Origin of the sequence: Nocardia jiangxiensis NBRC 101359 (assembly GCF_000308615.1) — a bacterium.
In the GTDB taxonomy this organism is placed as follows: Bacteria; Actinomycetota; Actinomycetes; order Mycobacteriales; family Mycobacteriaceae; genus Nocardia; species Nocardia jiangxiensis.
The window spans coordinates 48,617-65,872 of record NZ_BAGB01000009.1; the positions used below are offsets into that span (position 1 = coordinate 48,617).

Here is a 17,256-nt window from a genome sequence, read left to right on the forward strand (position 1 = left end):
CCCCTGCGGCCCGCAGTTCTGACGAAACTGTGAACTCCGGCCGCAGGTGATTGTCCGCCGATCTCGTCCCGCTTAGCGTCGAATCCCGTAACGGGAAGGGAGACACGCTGTGCGGGATATCGGGGCAGGGGAACTACCGAACCGGCGGGCCGCCCTCGGGGCGCTGCTGGTCGGCGGGGCCGGGGTGGTGAGCATCGGCGGGTTTCTGTTCGCCCGCGATGTGATCGGCCCGGAGCGGTTGACCGCCGGGCGCATCGTGGATCGGTTGCAGGCGGTCGGGGGCCGGTTTCCGGGGTTTCGCCGCAACCACGCGAAGGGGGTCGCGGTGGCGGGGCGGTTCGAAAGTAACGGCGGGGCAGCCGAACTCAGCACCGCGTCGGTGTTCCGGGCCGGGAATCATGCACTGCGCGGGCGCTTTTCGCTGAGCGGGGGTAATCCGGACCAGACCGACGCGGTCGGCGCGGTTCGCGGGCTGGGGTTGTGGTTCGCGCTGCCCGGCGGTGAGCAGTGGCGCACCGCGATGGTCAACCTGCCGGTGTTCCCGGACCCCACACCGCGCGACTTCTATGATCGGCAGCTCGCGTACGCTCCGGATCCGGCCACCGGTAAGCCGAATCCGCACCGTGTCGCCGCATATCTGGCGGCACATCCCGAGACCGCCGCGGCCATGCGGGTCATCGCCGCGCATCCGCCGTCGCCCACCTTCGCGACGTCGATCTTCCGCGGTCTCAACGCTTTCTGGTGTGTGGACGATGCCGGACGTCGTACGCCGGTGCGCTGGGAATTGACGCCTCGTAACGGCCCGACGACCCCTAGTTCGGCCGGTCGGGATGTGCTGTTCGACGACCTGGTGACGGCTCTGCGTCGTGGACCTCTGTCATGGACGCTCACCGTGATCGTCGGCGTGGCCGGGCAGGACCCGACCGACAACGCTTCTGTCCCTTGGCCGTCCGAGCGGCGGCGGATCGAGGCGGGCACAGTGGTGTTGACCGATATCGCCACCGAGACCGCGGCGAACGTCCGGGATGTGAACTTCGATCCGCTGGTGCTGCCCGGTGGTATCGAACCCTCGAATGATCCACTCCTACAGGCACGTTCGGCGGCATATGCCGAGTCCTACCGGCGTCGTGCGGGCGAACCCGGATGCCCCGGCTCGGTGCGGGTGGTGGGTCTGTGACGACCATGGAATCCGAATCGGACGTGCCTCAGCATATTGCGGCTTCCGCACCGCGAGACCGCTTCGGTCGCATCGCTCGCCTGTTGCACTGGCTCATGGCCGTGCTGATCGTGACCATGTTGTTCCTCGGCGCGGCGCTGGTCGGCACGATCGGAAATTACGGGCTGCTGCTGAGTCTGCACAAGACCATCGGCATCGCGATCCTCGTACTGGCCGTCCTGCGCCTGGTCAATCGTGTGCGCCGTTCCGCGCTACCGCGCTCTTCGTTGCGCGGGGTCGAGCGGTTCGTGGCAGGCGGGTCCGAGGCGCTGATGTACCTGCTGTTCCTGGCTCAGCCGCTGGTCGGCTGGGCGCTGGTGTCGGCCTCCGGAGCGCCGATCGAACTGTTCGGCGGCATATATCTGCCCGCCATCGCGCCTGCCGACGCGCATCTGTACGCCGAACTGCGCACCCTGCACAGCTGGCTGGCCTACGCGCTGCTCGCGGTCTTCACCGCACATATGTGCGCGGTGCTGGCACACGCCTCGATCCTGCGGGACGGGTTGTTGCGTCGCATGCTGTGACGCGACAGTCGGGGTTAGTCGAGGCGGGTGGCCGCAACGGCCCACACGGGCAGGTGCACCCGGTCGTCGCGCAGCAACGGCGCGAGGATCCGGAACTGCTCCTGCACCGGCCGCATCCGTTCGGCCCATGCGGAGTCGCCGTTCATCTCCTGAGTGAGCCGGATGAACGTCTCCGGGGTGAACGTGGCCTGGTAGGTGGTGGTGCCCAGGTAGTCGATGCGCCAACCGGCCGCGGGCAGCACCCGCTCGAAGTTCTCCGCCGGTAAGCCTTCGGGTTGCAGCCCGTTGACGTTGTGGCGGCCGAATTCGAACATGAACAGTCGCGCCCCCGGCCTGGTCGCCCGGTGCAGGGCCTGCGCGTACCGGTGCTGGGTTTCCTCGTCGTCGAGGAACACGTGGTAGAACGCGCTGTCGACGACGGTGTCGAACCGATCCTCGAGGCCGTCGAGCCTGGTGGCGTCAGCCACCTGGAAGTCCACCTGCACCCCGGCGCGCTCCGCGTTGCGTTTCGCGCGCTCGATCGCCGCCGGCGACGCGTCGATCCCGGTGGCCGAGTAGCCCTTGGACGCGTAGTGGATCGCATGATGTCCCGGGCCGGTTCCGGGGTCGAGCACCTCGCCCCGCACCGCGCCGTAGGCCACCAACTGCTGCACCGCCGGTTGTGGGCCGCCGATGTCCCAGGGGATCGAAGCGGGAGCGTTCTGCTCCGGCGGCGCCTCGCGGTACAGCGCCTCGAAGTCCGGTGTGCGGTTCGCTTCCTTGTCCATGACTCCTCCTTCGATTGCGGACGGGCCACACCTGAAGGGTCGTGCTGGAGGTGAGACCAATCGTTCCGCAACTCGGTCGAGGGCGCCACCATCTTGCCGTGATTGTGGGCCTGTGCGGTCGGAATCAGGGCCGTTCGGCCGCTTGCCTTCGATGACGGACAGGTGGACGCTCGGGTTCATGGCCAAGTCGTATCGAGCGGGGTGGGCCGTCAAGGCGTCCAACGCGTGGATGCGGGTCGTGATACGCGCCGGATTGCCGATGTGGACATTCCGTGTGCTGACGGTGGCCGGACGTCGGAGCGGCCGGGCGATCGAGACGCCGCTGACGGTGTTCGAACACGACGGGCGACGTTATCTGGTGGCGGCCTACGGAACGGTGAACTGGGTGCGCAACCTGCGTTCGGCACGAGGGGCCGCGACGCTGCGACACGGTAAGCACGTGGAGGCCGTGACGGCGGTGGAGTTGCCCGCCGACGAGTCGGCCAGGGTGTTCCGCGCGGCGCTGCTGGCCGGGCCGCCACGTGTGCCGAAACCCTTTGTGGCGCTGTATCGGCGGTACTTCGTGCTGCCCTATCTGGATGTGGACGGGGACTCCTCGCCGCAGGAATTCCTCGACAACGCTCGCACTCATCCGGTGTTCGAGATCGTGTCGGCCTGACTCCGGTACGACACTGTTCGGGCGGACTCACCACGAGCCGCCGTGCGCTGCGGGGAACCTCGGCAGCATCGGCCGACGCGCTCGGTTGCCCGGGGTCCGGCTCAGCGGGAACATAATGCGATCCGGCGTGCGCGCGAAGCCCGGACCAGGTCAGGGGCATATCGTGCCCGCCGGCGCGGACGGGGACAGGGCTGGGCAGCGGATCTGCTGGCTACGATCGATCGGGTGAAGGTGTTCGGGGCTTGCGCGCTGGATTGTCCCGACGGGTGCTCCTGGGAGGTGACCGTCGAGGACGGCGTTGCCGTGGGGATGCGGGGAACCAAGGCGCACCCGGTGACCAGGGGTGCGTTGTGTGTGAAGGTGAACCGGTATCTCGAGCAGCTGAACGCGCCGGATCGGATCCGGTATCCGATGCGGCGGGTCGGGCGTAAGGGGGAGGGGCGATTCGAGCGGATCGGGTGGGACGAGGCGCTGGACGAGATCGCCGGACGTCTGCGCGGAATCATCGACGAGTATGGGGGAGAAGCGATCTGGCCGTTCCTGGGGACCGGGAATCTCGGGTACATCCAGGGCACCGAAGGGCTCACGGTGCGGCGGCTGTTCAACGTGCTGGGCGCCTCGCTGCACGATCCGACGATCTGCTCGGCGGCGGGGTCGGCGGGACTGAAGTACACGCTGGGCACGGCCGGCGGGATGGATCCGGAGGATTTCGCGCATTCGGAACTGGTGCTGCTGTGGGGGACCAACCCGCTGACCTCGGGGCATCACCTCTGGAAGTTCATCCAGGACAGCGGGGCGTACACGGTCGCGATCGATCCGGTGCGCAGCCGGACCGCCGAACGGTGCGACGAACATCTTGCGCCGATGCCGGGTACCGATGCCGCGCTGGCGCTCGGGTTGATGAACGTCATCGTGTCGAAGGGGGCGCACGATGCGGGCTATCTCGCCGAACACACCGTGGGATGGGATGAATTCCGCGGTCGGATCATGGAATTCACGCCCGATCGGGTCGCGGGGATCACCGGACTGCCGGTCGAGCGGATCGTCGAGCTGGGTGAGCGGATCGCCCGCACCCGGCCCACCGCGATCCGGGCCTCGCAGGGGATCCAGCGGCATGCCGGTGGCGGGATGGCGCTGCGGACCATGGCCTGTCTGCCCGCGGTGACCGGTGACTGGGCGATTCGCGGTGGGGGACTGCACTATTCGACCTCCGGGCATTTCCAGCTCGACGTGGCCGGGCTGGCGCGGTTCGATCTGCTGCCGCATCCGGTGCGCACGCTGTCGCAGACGCGGGTGGGTGCGGGACTGCTCGAGGCGTCCGATCCGCCGGTGCAGGCGTTGTTCGTGATCGCGGCCAATCCGGTGGGATCCAATCCCGAACAGCGCGCCGTGATCGAGGGGCTCTCGCGCGAGGACCTTTTCACCGTTGCGCTGGAACACTTTCCGACCGACACCGTCGACTACGCCGATATCGTGCTCCCGGCGACCATGCAACCCGAGCACACGGATTTCGTCGCCGCCTACGGGAATCTGTATCTGGTGTGGAACGAGAAGGCGGTCGAGCCGCCCGGCGAATGTCTGTCCACGACCGAGACGTTCCGCAGGCTCGCACGTCGCATGGGCCTGACCGAACCCGCGCTGTACGACTCGGACGAGGAGCTGCTCCGAATCGTGTTGCAGGGCTACGACATCGACCGGCTGCGCTCGGAGGGTTTCCTCAAGATCGAGCCTCGCCCGGTGCCGATCGAGAAGATCAACTTCACTTCCCCGCTCGCCGAACGAGCCGGGCACGATCGGTTACCCGGCTACACCCCACCCGGCGACCCGGGCACCGGTCTGGTGCTGATATCCGCTGCGCCGCACTACTTTCTGAACACGACGTTCGGCTCGAACCCGGAATTGCGCCGCCGTTCGGGCGAACCCCGCATCACCATTCACCCCGACGACGCCGCCGCCCGCGACATCGCCGACGGCGCACCGGTTCTGGTCGCCAACGCCCGCGGCTCCTTCGAAGCCGTCGCCGAGATCTCCGACCGGGTCCGCCCCGGCGTCGCGGCCACCACCAAGGGGCGCTGGGCCAAGTTCACCAACGGCGCCACCGTCAATGCGACCATCGCCGAACGTGATTCGGATTTCGCCGGCGGTGCGGTGTTCCACGACAACCGGGTGGAGATCACGCCGCGCTGAGCGAGCCGGGCCGCGATCAGGCCGGTGCGACGCGGGCGGGGCGGAGGCCGAAGCGCTGCCGGTCGAAGTCCCAGAACCGGTAGATCGGCCACTGGACGGTGTGCGTCAGCCAGGCGGCCGAGATGAGGACTCGGTGGATGGGCTGAACCGGCAGGCCGTGGTCCCGGAGGGTACGCAGACCTCGGAGATGGAACTGCCAGCGGCTGTTCGGGGTGTCGCGCCGACGCCGGGCCGAGGTCCGGGCGCGCATGTGGATCAGTTGATCGATACGAATTCCGCTCTTGCACAGGCACAACGCCAGATCCAGATCTTCGATGACGTCGCTGCGGGTCTGGGTTTCGGCACGGACTTGCAACCAGGCGTCCTGGCGTATCGCCATATTCGGCCCGTACATATTGCCGACCTGACCTCCCAGTTTTCCGGCGCGGATCAATATCCACTGGCCGAATTCCAGGAAGAAGCCGATCGGGGAATCGTGGTATATGCACAGGCCGGTCAATGCGCCGGTATCCGGATGGTCGGCGAAGAAGTCCCGAATCGTCGCGGCCCAGTCCCGGTCGACGAGGGTGTCGGCATCGGTGCGGGCGACGAATTCGCCACGCGCCTCGTCGAATCCGGCGTTGCGAGCAGGGGCGATACCGCGATTCGGTTCGTGCAGCAGGCGCACCCGCGGGTGATCGGCCTGGAAGTCGCGGACGACCTCGATGGTGCCGTCCACGCTGCCGTTGTCCACGACGATCACCTCGTCGACCGCATCCTGGGCGACCAGACTTCGCAGCGTGCGTGGAATATTCGCGGCTTCGTCGAGAACGGGGACGACTACCGACAGAACGATCGGTGAATTGGTGTCCGTCATGAATGCAATCCGTCCGGGGGTCGTACTCGACGAACAACATATCGCACGAAAGTTACGACGAATGGCGAATTGTGTCATCCCCCAACGAGTCCGCACTGTGATTGGAGTCGATCTCGGCCCGCCGATCGGTATTGTGCCTCGCGGGGCCCTATCGGGGTGCAGGGGCAGTGGCGTGCATCATGCCCGTGCCGCGAGGGTCTCGCGCGCCACGCGCTCGGCGTCGTAGGTTCGCAGTTCCAATCGGTCGTAGATGGCGACGATCCGGTCGGCCTGCTGCTCCGGTGACAGCCCGGTCGAGCGGTAGAGCTGCCCGGCCTCTCGCGCGCCTTCGCGGACCTGGCGATTGCGTTCGACGCGCAACTCCTCGTAGCGTCGCAGCTGCGCCGGAATGTCGGCGGCGCAGGAATTTTCGAGCAGCACGGCGAGCGTGATGGCATCCTCGACGGACTGGTTCGCGCCCTGCCCGAGGTGTGGGGTCACCGCGTGAGCCGAGTCGCCCAGCAGGGTGATGCGGTCGGTCGACCAGCCCTGCATGGGTTCGCGATCGTAGATTCCCCACCGGAAGGTCCGGTCCATGACCGCGATGACGTCCTGAACCTGCCGGTCCCAACCGTCGTATGCCGCGGCGAGGGCGGCGACGTCACCCGGCGCACTCCAGCTTTCCTCGACATCCAGGTCCGTGGGGACGAATGCGACGAGGTTGAGCAACGCCCCGTCCGAGACCGGATAGGTCAGGAAGCTCTGACCCGGCCCGACCCACAGCGACCACAGGCCCATGTCGTAGATGCCATCGAGGCGCTCGGCCGGGATGAGTCCGCGATAGGCCATGATTCCCTCGCTGACCGGTGCACTCTTCGCGCCCACGAGCGGCTGGATCGCCGAGTGGATGCCGTCGGCGCCGATCAGCAGGTCCGCGTGCGTCGTGCTGCCATCGGCGAAGTCGATCCGCACTCCCCGCTCGTCCTCGACGGCGGCCACGCACTCGTGGCCGAGCCGGACCGTACCGGGCGGCATCGCGGCCACCAGCAGGTTCTGAAATTCGGCCCGATGCAGCGAATAGGTTTCCGTGGCGGGATACGGCGGCCGGTACCCGGGCAGCGCCTGGCCCTGCCAGGTCTGCATCGTCACCGTCGAGGACTTACCGGCGATGGCGGCGATGGAATCCAGCAGGCCCAGGCTGTCGTAGACCCGGGCCCCGTTGGCTCCGATCACCACCCCGGCGCCCAATTCCCGCAGTTCGCGCGCCTTCTCGTAGATCGTCACGTCGATTCCACGCCGGTGCAGCGCAATCCCCGCCGTGAGCCCGCCGATACCGGCTCCCACGATCGCGATCCGAAACCCACTCATGATCCGCTGCCTCCAATTCCCAGAATGCCTCCGCGTCCTTCTCAGCCTCGCCCCACCGGACTCCTCGACGCCAGGGCTGAGCACTCCTAGGAGTGCTGCACCCACTGCGCCCGGTCCGGTGGTCCGACCGGGACTAACATGGCGCTGTGCCGGCGAACAGGTTGGGGGAATTTCTTCGCGCCCGCCGAGCGGCCGTGCAACCGCCCGCCGACCCGCAGCGTCGCCGACGGCAGACACCCGGCCTGCGCCGCGAGGAGGTCGCCGTGCGCGCCACCATCAGCACCGACTATTACGTCCGGCTGGAGCAGGGCCGCGAACGGAATCCGTCGCCGCAGGTACTCGATGCCCTCGCGACCGCGCTGGAACTGTCGACGGCCGAGACCAGCTATCTGCACGGCCTGGTCAGCCCGCCCCCGGCCCCGCGCAAGCCGACCGGCCTCCGCGAGGAGGTCAACGAATTCCTGTCGCTGGTCATGCGATCGTGGGAGCCGGGCCCGGCCTACATCGTGAACCACCGCAGTGACGTGCTGGCGGCCAACCGATCGGCGCAGGAACTCTTCGAGCGTTTCGAGATCTCGGACAACATTCTGCGCATGCTGTTCCTGGATCCGGCCGCGCCGCGGATATGGGCGGACTGGGATGCGTTCGCGCGGTTCTTCGTCGGCGGCATCCGCCGCATGATCGGCCCGGCGCCCGAGGACGATCCGGTGACCACCGCACTGTTGGCGGACGTCTCGGCCAGGAATCCCGCATTCGCCGAGCTGTGGAACCGGCACGAGATCGGCGTCCCGGAACGCAAGCAGAAGTGGATTCACCACGAGGAACTCGGCGAGATCAGGCTCGACTTCGAGATATTGGCCGCGCTCGACACCCCGCACCAATATCTCGTACTGCATCGAATCCAGCGGCAGTGATCGGCGCGACGCGAAGCGCAGGCCGCCCCGTGAGAGGTGGTCGGGGCGGCCTGCGGTGATCGGCACGAGGCCGATCACGTTGTGGGGGTGGTGGTTCCCGTGGTGCGCAGTTCGGCGAGGGCATCGATGCGGGCGACGGCCTCGATGACGATGCGGTCGATCAGGTCGGCCACCGTGGGCAGGTCCTCGATGATGCCGGTGACCTGGCCCGCGGCCAGCACGCCCGCGTGGGTATTGCCCTCGACCAGACCGGCCTTGAGCAGCATCGGAGTGTTGGCCGCCATGATGACCTGGGACCAGGTGAGGTCCTTCTGCTTACGCATGGTGAGGCCGTCACGGATGATCGTGGACCACTTCATACCGGTCATCGACTTGAACTTCATGGCGTTGGCGACCGCGGCGGTCAGGCCGCGCCAGCTGCCGGAATGTTCCAGGCGGTCGACGAGATCGGTGTTGAGCACGCGGTGCGGCATACCGTCGACCTTGCGGGAGACGACGGTGTCCTGCAGGCCCCGGCGCAGGTACTCCTGCTTCACCGAATCGGGCACGCTGCTGTCCTGGGTGAGCAGGAAACGGGTGCCCATCGCGACACCCGCCGCGCCGTAGGACAGCGCCGCGGCCAGGCCGCGACCGTCGAAGAATCCGCCACCGGCGATCACCGGGATGTCGACGGCGTCCAGCACCGAGGGCAGCAGCAGCGTCGTGGCGACCGGACCGGTGTGGCCGCCGCCCTCGCCGCCCTGCACGATCACCGCGTCCGCGCCCCAGGAGGCGACCTTCACGGCGTGCTTGGCCGCGCCGATCGACGGGACGACCACCACGCCGTTGTCCTTCAGCCGCGCGATGAGCTCCTTCTTGGGCGCGAGCGCGAACGAGGCCACCTTGATGCCCTCGCGGATCATCAACTCGATCCGATCCGGCGCATCGGTGGCGTCGGCGCGGATGTTGACCCCGAAAGGCTTGTCCGTCTTGGCTTTCGTCTTGGCGATGGCCTCCTCGAGTTCGGCGAGGGTCATCGTCGCCGACGCCAGGATGCCCAGCCCGCCCGCGTTGGCGGTGCCCGCGACCAGGCCCGGACCGGCGACCCAGCCCATGCCGGTCTGCACGATCGGATGATCGATGCCGACCAGTTCGGTCAGCGGAGTCCGCAACCGCTGCGCGGTCACGACTGGACTTCCTTCTCGCGAATGCCCTTGGGGTCCAGGACGTTGCGGATGATGTTCAGTTCCTCGTCGGTGGGCAGCCGAGTCTCGCCCGCCTCGGCCAGACCCGCGATCTCGAACGAGGTGTTCTCCGCGACCTCCTCGGCGCTCACGCCCGGGTGCAGCGACAGCGCGCGCAGCGTGTGGTCCGGCCCGCCGAAGTCGAACACGCCCAGATTCGACACCACGCGATGCAGGTGGTGGAACCGGTACGCCGGATTCTCGGGATCGACCTTGTCGTAACCGATTCCGGAGACGATGTCCACGCTGTCGCAGAACACCCGCTTACTGTGCCGGGGGATGAAATAGCTGGTGGGGTGGCTGACGGTGTTGCCCGGAGCGCCGCGCACGCCGAACATCTGCCGGGTCGGCTGTTGCAGCGGGCCGAAGGCGGACAGGTTCTGATTGCCGTGGCGGTCGATCTGGTTCGCACCCATCACCACGTGGCGGCGACCGGAGTTCACCACGTCGAACACCTTCGAGAACGGAATCCAGCCCTCGACCGGAGCCTTGCCGCCGATCGGCGGGACCTCGGCGAAGAACAGCGCCTCACCGTCGGACAGCAGCAGATCCGGCTCGAAGGTCAGCCGCGCCAGCCGTGCGCCGATGGTGGTGATGGTGGACATCGGCGAGGCCATGATTTCGCCTGCGCCCCGGAAGATCTCGGCGGAGGCGATGACGCAGACCTCGGCCCGGGTGATCGTGTTCGTCTCGGTCATTACTTCTGCTCCTCGGCGAAAGCCTTGACGGCGGCCTGGTATTCGTCCTCGGACACGTCCAGATAGCGAGCCTTGAACTCGGCCCACGACTCCGGAGTCTTGGCGGCCTCGACGTAGTGACGCTGGAACTTCTCGTCGCGGCGGTAACTGCCGGAGAAGGTGAAGTGCGCGCCGCCGGGGGCCTCGACCACGCCGTCGACCATCATGCGATTGAGGATGAGCGCCTGCTGCGGAACGGCTTTCACCAATTCCTCGGTCTCCACCAGGCGATCCACCGACAGGTAGCGCTTCTCCGCGGCGAGGGCGTACAGATCGTCCATGTACGGGTCGACACCGGTGTAGGCGGCGTTGCCGTGCTTGTCGCCCAGATCCAGATGGAAGAACGCGGCATCCAGATTCAGCGCGGGCATGGCGACCAGGGTCTCGGGCTTGCCGTCGGTGAGGTACGGCGAGGTGACCGTCTTCAGCTCACCTTCCCAGAAATCGATGACCGCGGAACCCAATCCGGCACGCACCGGCAGGAACGGCAGCCGCGCGGCCGCGGCCTGCAAGCCGGATTTGACCATGCCCTCGTCCATTTCGCGCACGGTGATCGCGCCCTCGGTGCGCGCCTTGGCGAACCACGGATCGTAGAACGGCGCGGAATCCAGGGATACGAAGCCGTAGTACGCCTTTCGCACCTTGCCCGCCGAGCACAGCAGACCCAGATCCGGGCCGCCGTAGGTGACGACGGTGAGATCGGTGACGTCCGAACGCAACAGCGCCCGCACGAAGGCCATCGGCTTGCGCCGCGAACCCCAGCCACCGATTCCGATGGTCATACCGCTGCGCAGCTCGCCGACGGCCTCGTCGAGCGTTGTTCGCTTGTCGCGCATACTTTTACGACTCCTTCTGCTGTGCTGAACTCTTTTGGGCGGCCAGATCGTCGTCGAACCGCGCCCGGATCTCGTCGGCCACACCCGCCAGATTCAGCTCCATGGTGAAGCCCTGTTCGAAACGGTAGGAGCGGTGCACGTCCTGAACGTCGATGCCGTTGAGGGCCTTCTTGGCGGCGCGGATGACGCGCCCGTCCTTGTTCGCGATGTTCTTCGCGACTTCCAGTGCGGCAGCGTCGAGTTCGGACCTCGGGACCACCTGGTACACCGAGCCGAAGTGGTGCAGCTGCTGCGCGGTGAGCTTGCCTGCGGTGAAGAACATGGTGCGCATCAGATGCTGGGGGACCAGGCGCGCGAGATGGGTGGCCGCGCCCAGCGCACCGCGATCCACCTCGGGCAGGCCGAAGGTGGCGTCATCGGAGGCGACGATGACATCGGAATTGCCGACCAGGCCGATGCCGCCGCCGAGGCAGAAGCCGTTGACCGCGGTGACGACGGGGACCTGGCAGTCGTAGACGGCCGCGAACGCCTCGAAGCAGCCGTGATTGGCGCGGATCAGCGCGGTGTGCCCGGAGTCGGCGTTCATCTCCTTGATGTCGACGCCCGCGTTGAAACCACGGCCCTCCGCGCGCAGCACCACCACCCGGGTCTGCGGGTTGCGCCCGGCCTCGCGGATCGCGTCGGCCAGGGCGAACCAGCCGTCGGACGGCAGGGCATTGACCGGCGGGTAGTCGACGGTGACGACCTCGACGCCCTCGGTTTCGGTGTGACGGTTGATCCCCATCTCGAGTCCCATCGTTGGCAAAACAAGCAAGTGCTTGGTAGGTTAGCACGGTGGCAATAGAAGTGGACCTCTCCGGATCCGTAGTTCTCGTGACGGGCGGCGTGCGGGGGGTGGGCGCCGGGATCAGCCGGGTTTTCCTGGACGCCGGAGCGACGGTGGTGACCTGTGCGCGCCGTCCCGCCGACGCGCCGGTCGAGAGCTCGGGCCGCACGGCCGAATACCTGCCCTGCGATGTGCGCGACGGGGATGCGGTCACCGCGCTAATGGATGCGATCGTGGCCCGCTACGGCCGCCTGGATCATGTGGTCAACAACGCCGGGGGCGCGCCGTTCGCACCGGCCGCGACCGCCAGCAAGAACTTCCACTCCAAGATCGTCGAGCTGAACCTGCTTGCCCCGCTGCTGGTTTCGCAGGCCGCCAATGCGGTCATGCAGAAGCAGGCCGACGGCGGTTCGATCGTGATGGTCTCCAGCGTCAGCGGGCATCGCCCCTCACCCGGCAGCGCGGCCTACGGCGCGGCGAAGGCGGGTGTCGACAGTCTGGTCACCTCACTGGCCATCGAATGGGCTCCGAAGGTGCGGGTCAACTCGGTGATCGTGGGCATGGTCCACACCGAGAGCAGCCATCTGCACTACGGCGATCAAGCCGGAATCGACGCGGTCGGCTCGACGGTGCCGCTCGGACGTCTGGCCGCGCCCGAGGAGATCGGCCGTTGCGCGCTGTTCCTGTCCTCGCCGCTGGCCTCCTACGTCACCGGCGGCACGCTGCTCGCGCACGGCGGCGGTGAGCGCCCGGCCTTCCTGGATGCCGCGACCGTCAACGAACCGGCCGCCGCGCCGCACTGAAATACACCGCACCACAACGGAAATGAGAGCAGAAAAGATGGCTGACATAGACAAGCTCTGCGCCGGACGCACTGTCATCGTCACCGGAGCCGGTGGCGGCCTCGGCCGGGCGCATGCGCTGGCGTTCGCGGCCGCCGGGGCCAATGTGGTGGTCAACGATATCGGCGCGGAACTCGACGGCACCCCGCGCACCGATTCCCCGGCCGCGCACGTGGTGGAGGAGATCCTCGAACTGGGCGGCAAGGCCGTGGTCAACGGTGACGACGTCGCCGACTGGGCAGGCGCGAAACGCCTGATCACACAGGCCGTGGAGACCTTCGGCGGGCTGGACGTGCTGGTCAACAACGCCGGAATCGTCCGGGACCGGATGCTGGTGAACCTGTCCGAGCAGGAGTGGGACGCGGTCGTGCGGGTGCACCTCAAGGGCCACTTCGCGACCATGCGGCACGCCGCGGAGTATTGGCGCGGGGAGTCCAAGGCCGGGAACGCGGTGGACGCGCGCATCATCAACACCAGCTCCGGCGCGGGCCTGCAGGGCAGTGTCGGGCAGGGCAACTACGCCGCGGCCAAGGCCGGCATCGCCGCGCTGACCATCACCGCCTCGGCCGAATTCGGGCGTTACGGCGTCACCGTCAACGCGATCGCCCCCTCCGCGCGCACCCGGATGACCGAGACGGTGTTCGCGGACATGATGGCCAAGCCCGAGGACGGTTTCGACGCGATGGCCCCGGAGAACGTCTCACCGCTGGTGGTGTGGCTGGGCAGCGCCGATTCGGCGGGTGTCACGGGCCGGATGTTCGAGGTCGAGGGCGGCAAGGTCGGACTGGCCGACGGGTGGCGGCACGGCGTTCCGGTCGATCGCGGCGCGCGTTGGGCCCCGGCCGAGGTCGGCGCGGCAGTGCGCGAGCTGATTGCCCAGTCGGCGCCGCCGGAGGTCGTCTACGGCGCCTGAATTGTGCGCTACGTCCCGGGTTCGCGAGGCCCGGGACGATCCGCGCGGACCGGATCGCGCGATGTGCCGGAGCCTTCCCCCGGCAACGATCCGGACATCCGTCGGCATCGAATATTCCTGTGCGAGTTGCGATGACCGGGTCCGCCCGCTGACCTGCGCGAGCCCCTCACGTCACCGGCACAGCCTGCTGTCAGGGCCGTTGCCGAACCGGGAACAGCACGGTTCCAAGATCAAGTGAGGTCATCGGAACGAGTGCGATGTCTCACATGATCCCGCTGCGCGAGCAAACAACCCGCAGTTATGATGATCAACATCGTTCGACTCCCGGACTTCTCACGCGACCGGGTACAGATCTGCGCTGAACACGATGAGGGGAAGGCAAGCGCATGGCCATGGGTCGCATTCTGCGCGTCCTGACAGTGACCGGCATGGCTGCCGGTTACGGGCTGCTGGGAGCATTCGCCGCCCAGGCGCAGCCTGCCCCACCCTGTCCCCGGTGCAGCCCGGCGACTCCGGGTAGTTCGGTGGATCCCGACCAGGGCATTCCCCTGAAGATTCCGGGACGCCCCTCGTCCGCGTCGCGGCCCGTGCCGCAATCCTCCTCACCTGTGCACCAGTCGCCGTCGCAGCGGATCACCACGCCCGGCCCCGCTGCCGCGCACGCCACCGGCCCCACCGCGGGCCTGCCCGTGCGGCCCACCCCGGCCGCCGGTCCCGAAGGTCTGGCAGGTTTGCTCGGCCTGCTCGGGACGGGTTCTGCCGCGGTCGGTTCGGCGGCGGCGGGTCCCGCCGTGGCATTGGCCGGTACCGGCTCGGCGGCGGTCGGCTCGGCCGCGGCCACCACCGGTTCGGCTCTCGCCGGAACCGGGTCCGCTGCCTCCGGCGCGGGTGTCGGACTCGGCGCAACCGGTTCTGCCGCAGCGGGTTCGGCGGCTGCCGGTACCGGCTCTGCGCTGGCCGGTACCGGATCGGCCGCCACCGTGCTGCTGGCCACGCTGCTCGGAACCGGTTCCGCCGCAGTCGGTTCCGCTGGCGCGGCGACCGGTGCGGCATTGCTCGGAACCGGTTCCGCCGCGGGTGCGGCCCTGCTGGGTACCGGCTCGGCCGTCGCACCGGCGCTGGCCGCGATCCTCGGCACCGGTTCCGCCGCAACAGGTTCCGCACTCGCCGGAACGGGTTCGGCGCTGACCGGTTCGGCGGCGCTGGGTTCGGCCGCGGCCGCCTCACCGCTGCTCCTGCTGCTGTTGCAACCGGCCCGGCCCCGGCCGCACCCGCCGCGCCGCTGGCCATCCCGCCCGCCCCCGCGGGGCCCGGGGCCCCGGCGCCCTCGGTGCCGATTCCGGCCGTGGCGCTGCCCGCCGCACCCGCGGCGGCTCCGGCTCCGGCCGCACCAGCACCCGCGGCGCCTCCGGCCGTGCCCTCGGCGCTCGCGGCGCAGGCCCAGCCGAATCCGGATGTGCGTCCGACCTCGGCGAACTCCGATCTGCCCAAGCCTGCGGTCCTGACCGTGATCGGCGGCCTGATCGCCATGACATTGGCCGCGGCCGGGTCCGGCGCGGTCAGCTTCCAGAGCGCTTCGGCCGCGCAGGCGCGCATCGACGCCGCACGCGCGGAATTCTTCGGACCTCGGGCATAAGGGGTAGAGGTCATGACTGAGAGTCGCGCACAGAGCACTCGTTCGTATCGTCGCGTCGCGGCCGCGGTGGACGCGGTCTGCGCGGTGGCCGCCGATTTCGACGCCACCGATCTGGACGAGGTGGTCCTGGCGATCTCCGCCGAACGCCGCCGACCCATCGAGATCGCCAGCGCCCAGCTCGGGCCCGGTGTGTGTGGTCAGCGGCGGAGTTATCCGGAGAAGGACGTCATCGTGCTGGCCTCGGCGCTGCCGAGCCGCGACCACACCCTCGCACACGAGTTGGGGCACATCATCTTCGATCATCCGGGTGAGACGGCCACCGAGGTCACCCTCGAGGCCAGCGACGATCTCATCGCCTACATGCTCAGCCAGCGTTCACATCAGCAGGTCGTCGACGACGGCGAGGACGAGCAGGCCGAATGGGAAGCCGAAACCTTCGCCAACATGTTGATGACCCGGCTGCGCGTATTCCACAACCGCGGCGCGGGCGTCTCGGTGCTGCGTTTCGACGAGGCGCTCGGATGAGCGCGCCCGGAACGCCGCTCGCACCGACGGCCGGTACGACATCCGATCACTCTGAGTCGCAGGGATATTCGCGAGGGGAAGCGGCATGACATTCTGGTTGACTGCGCTGCTGATCTGGATGGCGGCGGGTGCCCGCGTGGGCCGGGTGCTGGTGAAACCGGCGACGACCGCTCGGGTGGCGATCGTGGTCGCGGTGGCCTCGGTGGCGGCCGCGGCGACCGTGTCGGTTCCGGAAATCGCTCTGGCACTGGACAACCTGGTGCCGCATGGAATCAACGGCATGATGTTCGGCGACCGGATGACCGTCGCCGCCTGGTTGTTGTTCACCGTCGCCACCTCGGTGGTGGCCGCGGCGGCCTGGCCGGTGGTGTCGCGGCAGAATCTGCGGCAGATCGCGCTGGTGATCTACGGCATCGGCCTGATCGCCATCGCGCTCACGGTGGCCTGGTCGGTGCTGTTCGGCTGGGTGATGACCCTGCTGGGCTGTGTGTTCATCGCCGTGACCGGTCTGCGGAACCTGGACTGGACCGCGCTGGGCCGCGGTATCGCGCTCTACACCTTCGGCACCATCGTGGTCGGCGTGCTCGCCGCGCTGTCGATCCGGCGGCTGGCGATCGGCGAACTGCCCGCCCGGCCCTCGGCGCCGGGCTGGTACTGGCCGCTCTGGCAGATCGCGAGCCTGCTGATCGCGGTGGGCGCGGTGTGGATCGTCATCGAGCTGTGGGTGCGAGCGCGCGTGCTGCTGCGGCAGATTCGGCCCCTGCACCACACCATGACCAAACGTTTCCCGGAGGTCGTGGCGCACGATCAGACCAGTTCCGCGACGCAACTCAAGGCGTCCGACCACGTCGCGCAGATCATGGACGCGCTGTATCTGCAGTCCGGCGGCGGCGTCGAACTGGCCGCCGCGGGAATGCCGCCGGGCTCGGCCGCCGAACGCGCCGAACTCGTCGCCCGCTGGGCGCACAACCCGCTCGGCGATGTGATTGTGGACGCGCGTTGGATCGCGCCGCCGCAAGGCGTGAGCCCGCGTGGATGGGTGCAGGCGATCGCTCGCGCATTCGATGCCGAACCGGGACACCCGGCTCTTTCGCCCCGTGCATGAAATACCCGGGGCGAAAGTCCGGTATGCATGTTTTGTCTTCTGTGATTACGGGAACACTAACCGATTCTTATGGTGTTCGGTCACAAACGCTCGGTGTTCGCCGAACCAACCGGTATGGCGGTGTCGATCACATCAACTAATCCG

General features: G+C 68.1%; 18 protein-coding genes. 10 read left to right on the forward strand and 8 right to left on the reverse strand.

The features are described 5' to 3' along the window. Positions 1 to 109: 109 nt before the first annotated feature. Positions 110 to 1,177: a catalase family peroxidase gene (locus ON40_RS02395; protein ID WP_040817951.1), complete on the forward strand. Its 1,068-nt coding sequence runs from the start codon at positions 110 to 112 to the stop codon at positions 1,175 to 1,177. Positions 1,178 to 1,182: 5 nt separating this feature from the next. Next, positions 1,183 to 1,740 carry a cytochrome b gene (locus tag ON40_RS02400; protein WP_051192605.1) on the forward strand — a complete coding sequence of 186 codons (558 nt, stop codon included), beginning with the start codon at positions 1,183 to 1,185 and terminating at the stop codon, positions 1,738 to 1,740. A gap of 14 nt (positions 1,741 to 1,754) precedes the next feature. On the opposite strand, the gene ON40_RS02405 is transcribed toward ON40_RS02400, so the two are convergent. After that, a complete protein-coding gene (locus tag ON40_RS02405) occupies positions 1,755 to 2,507 on the reverse strand; it encodes a class I SAM-dependent methyltransferase (RefSeq protein WP_040817952.1) in 753 nt (250 codons plus the stop codon). Between the two features lie 178 nt (positions 2,508 to 2,685). On the opposite strand from ON40_RS02405, the gene ON40_RS51550 reads away from it, so the two are divergent. Further along, complete coding sequence (locus tag ON40_RS51550) at positions 2,686 to 3,165, forward strand: nitroreductase family deazaflavin-dependent oxidoreductase (RefSeq protein WP_051192587.1); 480 nt, start codon at positions 2,686 to 2,688, stop codon at positions 3,163 to 3,165. Between the two features lie 225 nt (positions 3,166 to 3,390). Further along, positions 3,391 to 5,352 (forward strand): molybdopterin-containing oxidoreductase family protein, encoded by a 1,962-nt coding sequence (locus ON40_RS02415; RefSeq protein ID WP_051192589.1) that lies wholly within the window; start codon positions 3,391 to 3,393, stop codon positions 5,350 to 5,352. A 16-nt stretch (positions 5,353 to 5,368) separates the two neighbouring features. On the opposite strand, the gene ON40_RS02420 is transcribed toward ON40_RS02415, so the two are convergent. Then, positions 5,369 to 6,208 carry a glycosyltransferase family 2 protein gene (locus ON40_RS02420; RefSeq protein ID WP_040817955.1) on the reverse strand — a complete coding sequence of 280 codons (840 nt, stop codon included), beginning with the start codon at positions 6,206 to 6,208 and terminating at the stop codon, positions 5,369 to 5,371. 177 nt (positions 6,209 to 6,385) lie between these two features. Then, the gene (locus ON40_RS02425) at positions 6,386 to 7,555 is read right to left on the reverse strand and encodes an FAD-dependent monooxygenase (RefSeq protein WP_040817956.1); all 1,170 of its coding nucleotides are present in this window, start codon (positions 7,553 to 7,555) and stop codon (positions 6,386 to 6,388) included. 146 nt (positions 7,556 to 7,701) lie between these two features. Between ON40_RS02425 and ON40_RS02430 the strand changes: the two genes are divergently transcribed. Further along, positions 7,702 to 8,469: a helix-turn-helix domain-containing protein gene (locus tag ON40_RS02430; RefSeq protein ID WP_040818098.1), complete on the forward strand. Its 768-nt coding sequence runs from the start codon at positions 7,702 to 7,704 to the stop codon at positions 8,467 to 8,469. Positions 8,470 to 8,543: 74 nt separating this feature from the next. Here ON40_RS02430 and ON40_RS02435 read toward each other — a convergent pair whose 3' ends face one another. The 4 genes from ON40_RS02435 to ON40_RS02450 are packed head-to-tail and all read right to left on the reverse strand — an operon-like array spanning position 8,544 to position 12,049. Next, positions 8,544 to 9,635: an NAD(P)H-dependent flavin oxidoreductase gene (locus ON40_RS02435; RefSeq protein WP_040817957.1), complete on the reverse strand. Its 1,092-nt coding sequence runs from the start codon at positions 9,633 to 9,635 to the stop codon at positions 8,544 to 8,546. Further along, positions 9,632 to 10,390: a CoA-transferase subunit beta gene (locus ON40_RS02440; protein ID WP_040817959.1), complete on the reverse strand. Its 759-nt coding sequence runs from the start codon at positions 10,388 to 10,390 to the stop codon at positions 9,632 to 9,634. The genes ON40_RS02435 and ON40_RS02440 overlap by 4 nt, the downstream gene beginning before the upstream one ends. Then, positions 10,390 to 11,265 carry a CoA transferase subunit A gene (locus tag ON40_RS02445; protein WP_040817962.1) on the reverse strand — a complete coding sequence of 292 codons (876 nt, stop codon included), beginning with the start codon at positions 11,263 to 11,265 and terminating at the stop codon, positions 10,390 to 10,392. Before ON40_RS02445 ends, ON40_RS02440 begins: the two co-directional genes overlap by 1 nt. Before the next feature lie 4 nt (positions 11,266 to 11,269). After that, entirely contained in the window at positions 11,270 to 12,049 is a 780-nt protein-coding gene (locus ON40_RS02450; RefSeq protein ID WP_040817964.1) for an enoyl-CoA hydratase family protein, read from the reverse strand. A 50-nt stretch (positions 12,050 to 12,099) separates the two neighbouring features. Here ON40_RS02450 and ON40_RS02455 point away from each other — a divergent pair, with 50 nt between their 5' ends. Continuing rightward, entirely contained in the window at positions 12,100 to 12,894 is a 795-nt protein-coding gene (locus tag ON40_RS02455) for an SDR family oxidoreductase (protein ID WP_373281837.1), read from the forward strand. 37 nt (positions 12,895 to 12,931) lie between these two features. After that, positions 12,932 to 13,846: an SDR family oxidoreductase gene (locus ON40_RS02460; protein WP_040817966.1), complete on the forward strand. Its 915-nt coding sequence runs from the start codon at positions 12,932 to 12,934 to the stop codon at positions 13,844 to 13,846. A 439-nt stretch (positions 13,847 to 14,285) separates the two neighbouring features. On the opposite strand, the gene ON40_RS51555 is transcribed toward ON40_RS02460, so the two are convergent. Beyond that, the gene (locus tag ON40_RS51555; RefSeq protein WP_157186169.1) at positions 14,286 to 14,840 is read right to left on the reverse strand and encodes a hypothetical protein; all 555 of its coding nucleotides are present in this window, start codon (positions 14,838 to 14,840) and stop codon (positions 14,286 to 14,288) included. Between the two features lie 336 nt (positions 14,841 to 15,176). Between ON40_RS51555 and ON40_RS53825 the strand changes: the two genes are divergently transcribed. From ON40_RS53825 to ON40_RS02475, 3 genes are all read left to right on the forward strand, one after another. Further along, positions 15,177 to 15,482, forward strand: coding sequence for a hypothetical protein (locus ON40_RS53825; RefSeq protein WP_176572810.1), 306 nt, complete (start codon positions 15,177 to 15,179; stop codon positions 15,480 to 15,482). 12 nt (positions 15,483 to 15,494) lie between these two features. Then, the gene (locus tag ON40_RS02470; protein WP_040817972.1) at positions 15,495 to 16,007 is read left to right on the forward strand and encodes an ImmA/IrrE family metallo-endopeptidase; all 513 of its coding nucleotides are present in this window, start codon (positions 15,495 to 15,497) and stop codon (positions 16,005 to 16,007) included. An 85-nt stretch (positions 16,008 to 16,092) separates the two neighbouring features. Further along, positions 16,093 to 17,112: a hypothetical protein gene (locus tag ON40_RS02475; protein ID WP_040817974.1), complete on the forward strand. Its 1,020-nt coding sequence runs from the start codon at positions 16,093 to 16,095 to the stop codon at positions 17,110 to 17,112. Positions 17,113 to 17,256: the final 144 nt, after the last annotated feature.

What these genes read in the sequence shown, in the direction of transcription:
- ON40_RS02400 (WP_051192605.1), top strand. Translation starts at nt 1,183, where the DNA reads ATGGAATCCGAATCGGACGTGCCTCAGCATATTGCGGCTTCCGCACCG.
- ON40_RS02405 (WP_040817952.1), bottom strand. Translation starts at nt 2,507, where the DNA reads ATGGACAAGGAAGCGAACCGCACACCGGACTTCGAGGCGCTGTACCGC.
- ON40_RS51550 (WP_051192587.1), top strand. Translation starts at nt 2,686, where the DNA reads ATGGCCAAGTCGTATCGAGCGGGGTGGGCCGTCAAGGCGTCCAACGCG.
- ON40_RS02420 (WP_040817955.1), bottom strand. Translation starts at nt 6,208, where the DNA reads ATGACGGACACCAATTCACCGATCGTTCTGTCGGTAGTCGTCCCCGTT.
- ON40_RS02425 (WP_040817956.1), bottom strand. Translation starts at nt 7,555, where the DNA reads ATGAGTGGGTTTCGGATCGCGATCGTGGGAGCCGGTATCGGCGGGCTC.
- ON40_RS02440 (WP_040817959.1), bottom strand. Translation starts at nt 10,390, where the DNA reads ATGACCGAGACGAACACGATCACCCGGGCCGAGGTCTGCGTCATCGCC.
- ON40_RS02445 (WP_040817962.1), bottom strand. Translation starts at nt 11,265, where the DNA reads ATGCGCGACAAGCGAACAACGCTCGACGAGGCCGTCGGCGAGCTGCGC.
- ON40_RS02450 (WP_040817964.1), bottom strand. Translation starts at nt 12,049, where the DNA reads ATGGGGATCAACCGTCACACCGAAACCGAGGGCGTCGAGGTCGTCACC.
- ON40_RS02460 (WP_040817966.1), top strand. Translation starts at nt 12,932, where the DNA reads ATGGCTGACATAGACAAGCTCTGCGCCGGACGCACTGTCATCGTCACC.
- ON40_RS02470 (WP_040817972.1), top strand. Translation starts at nt 15,495, where the DNA reads ATGACTGAGAGTCGCGCACAGAGCACTCGTTCGTATCGTCGCGTCGCG.
- ON40_RS02475 (WP_040817974.1), top strand. Translation starts at nt 16,093, where the DNA reads ATGACATTCTGGTTGACTGCGCTGCTGATCTGGATGGCGGCGGGTGCC.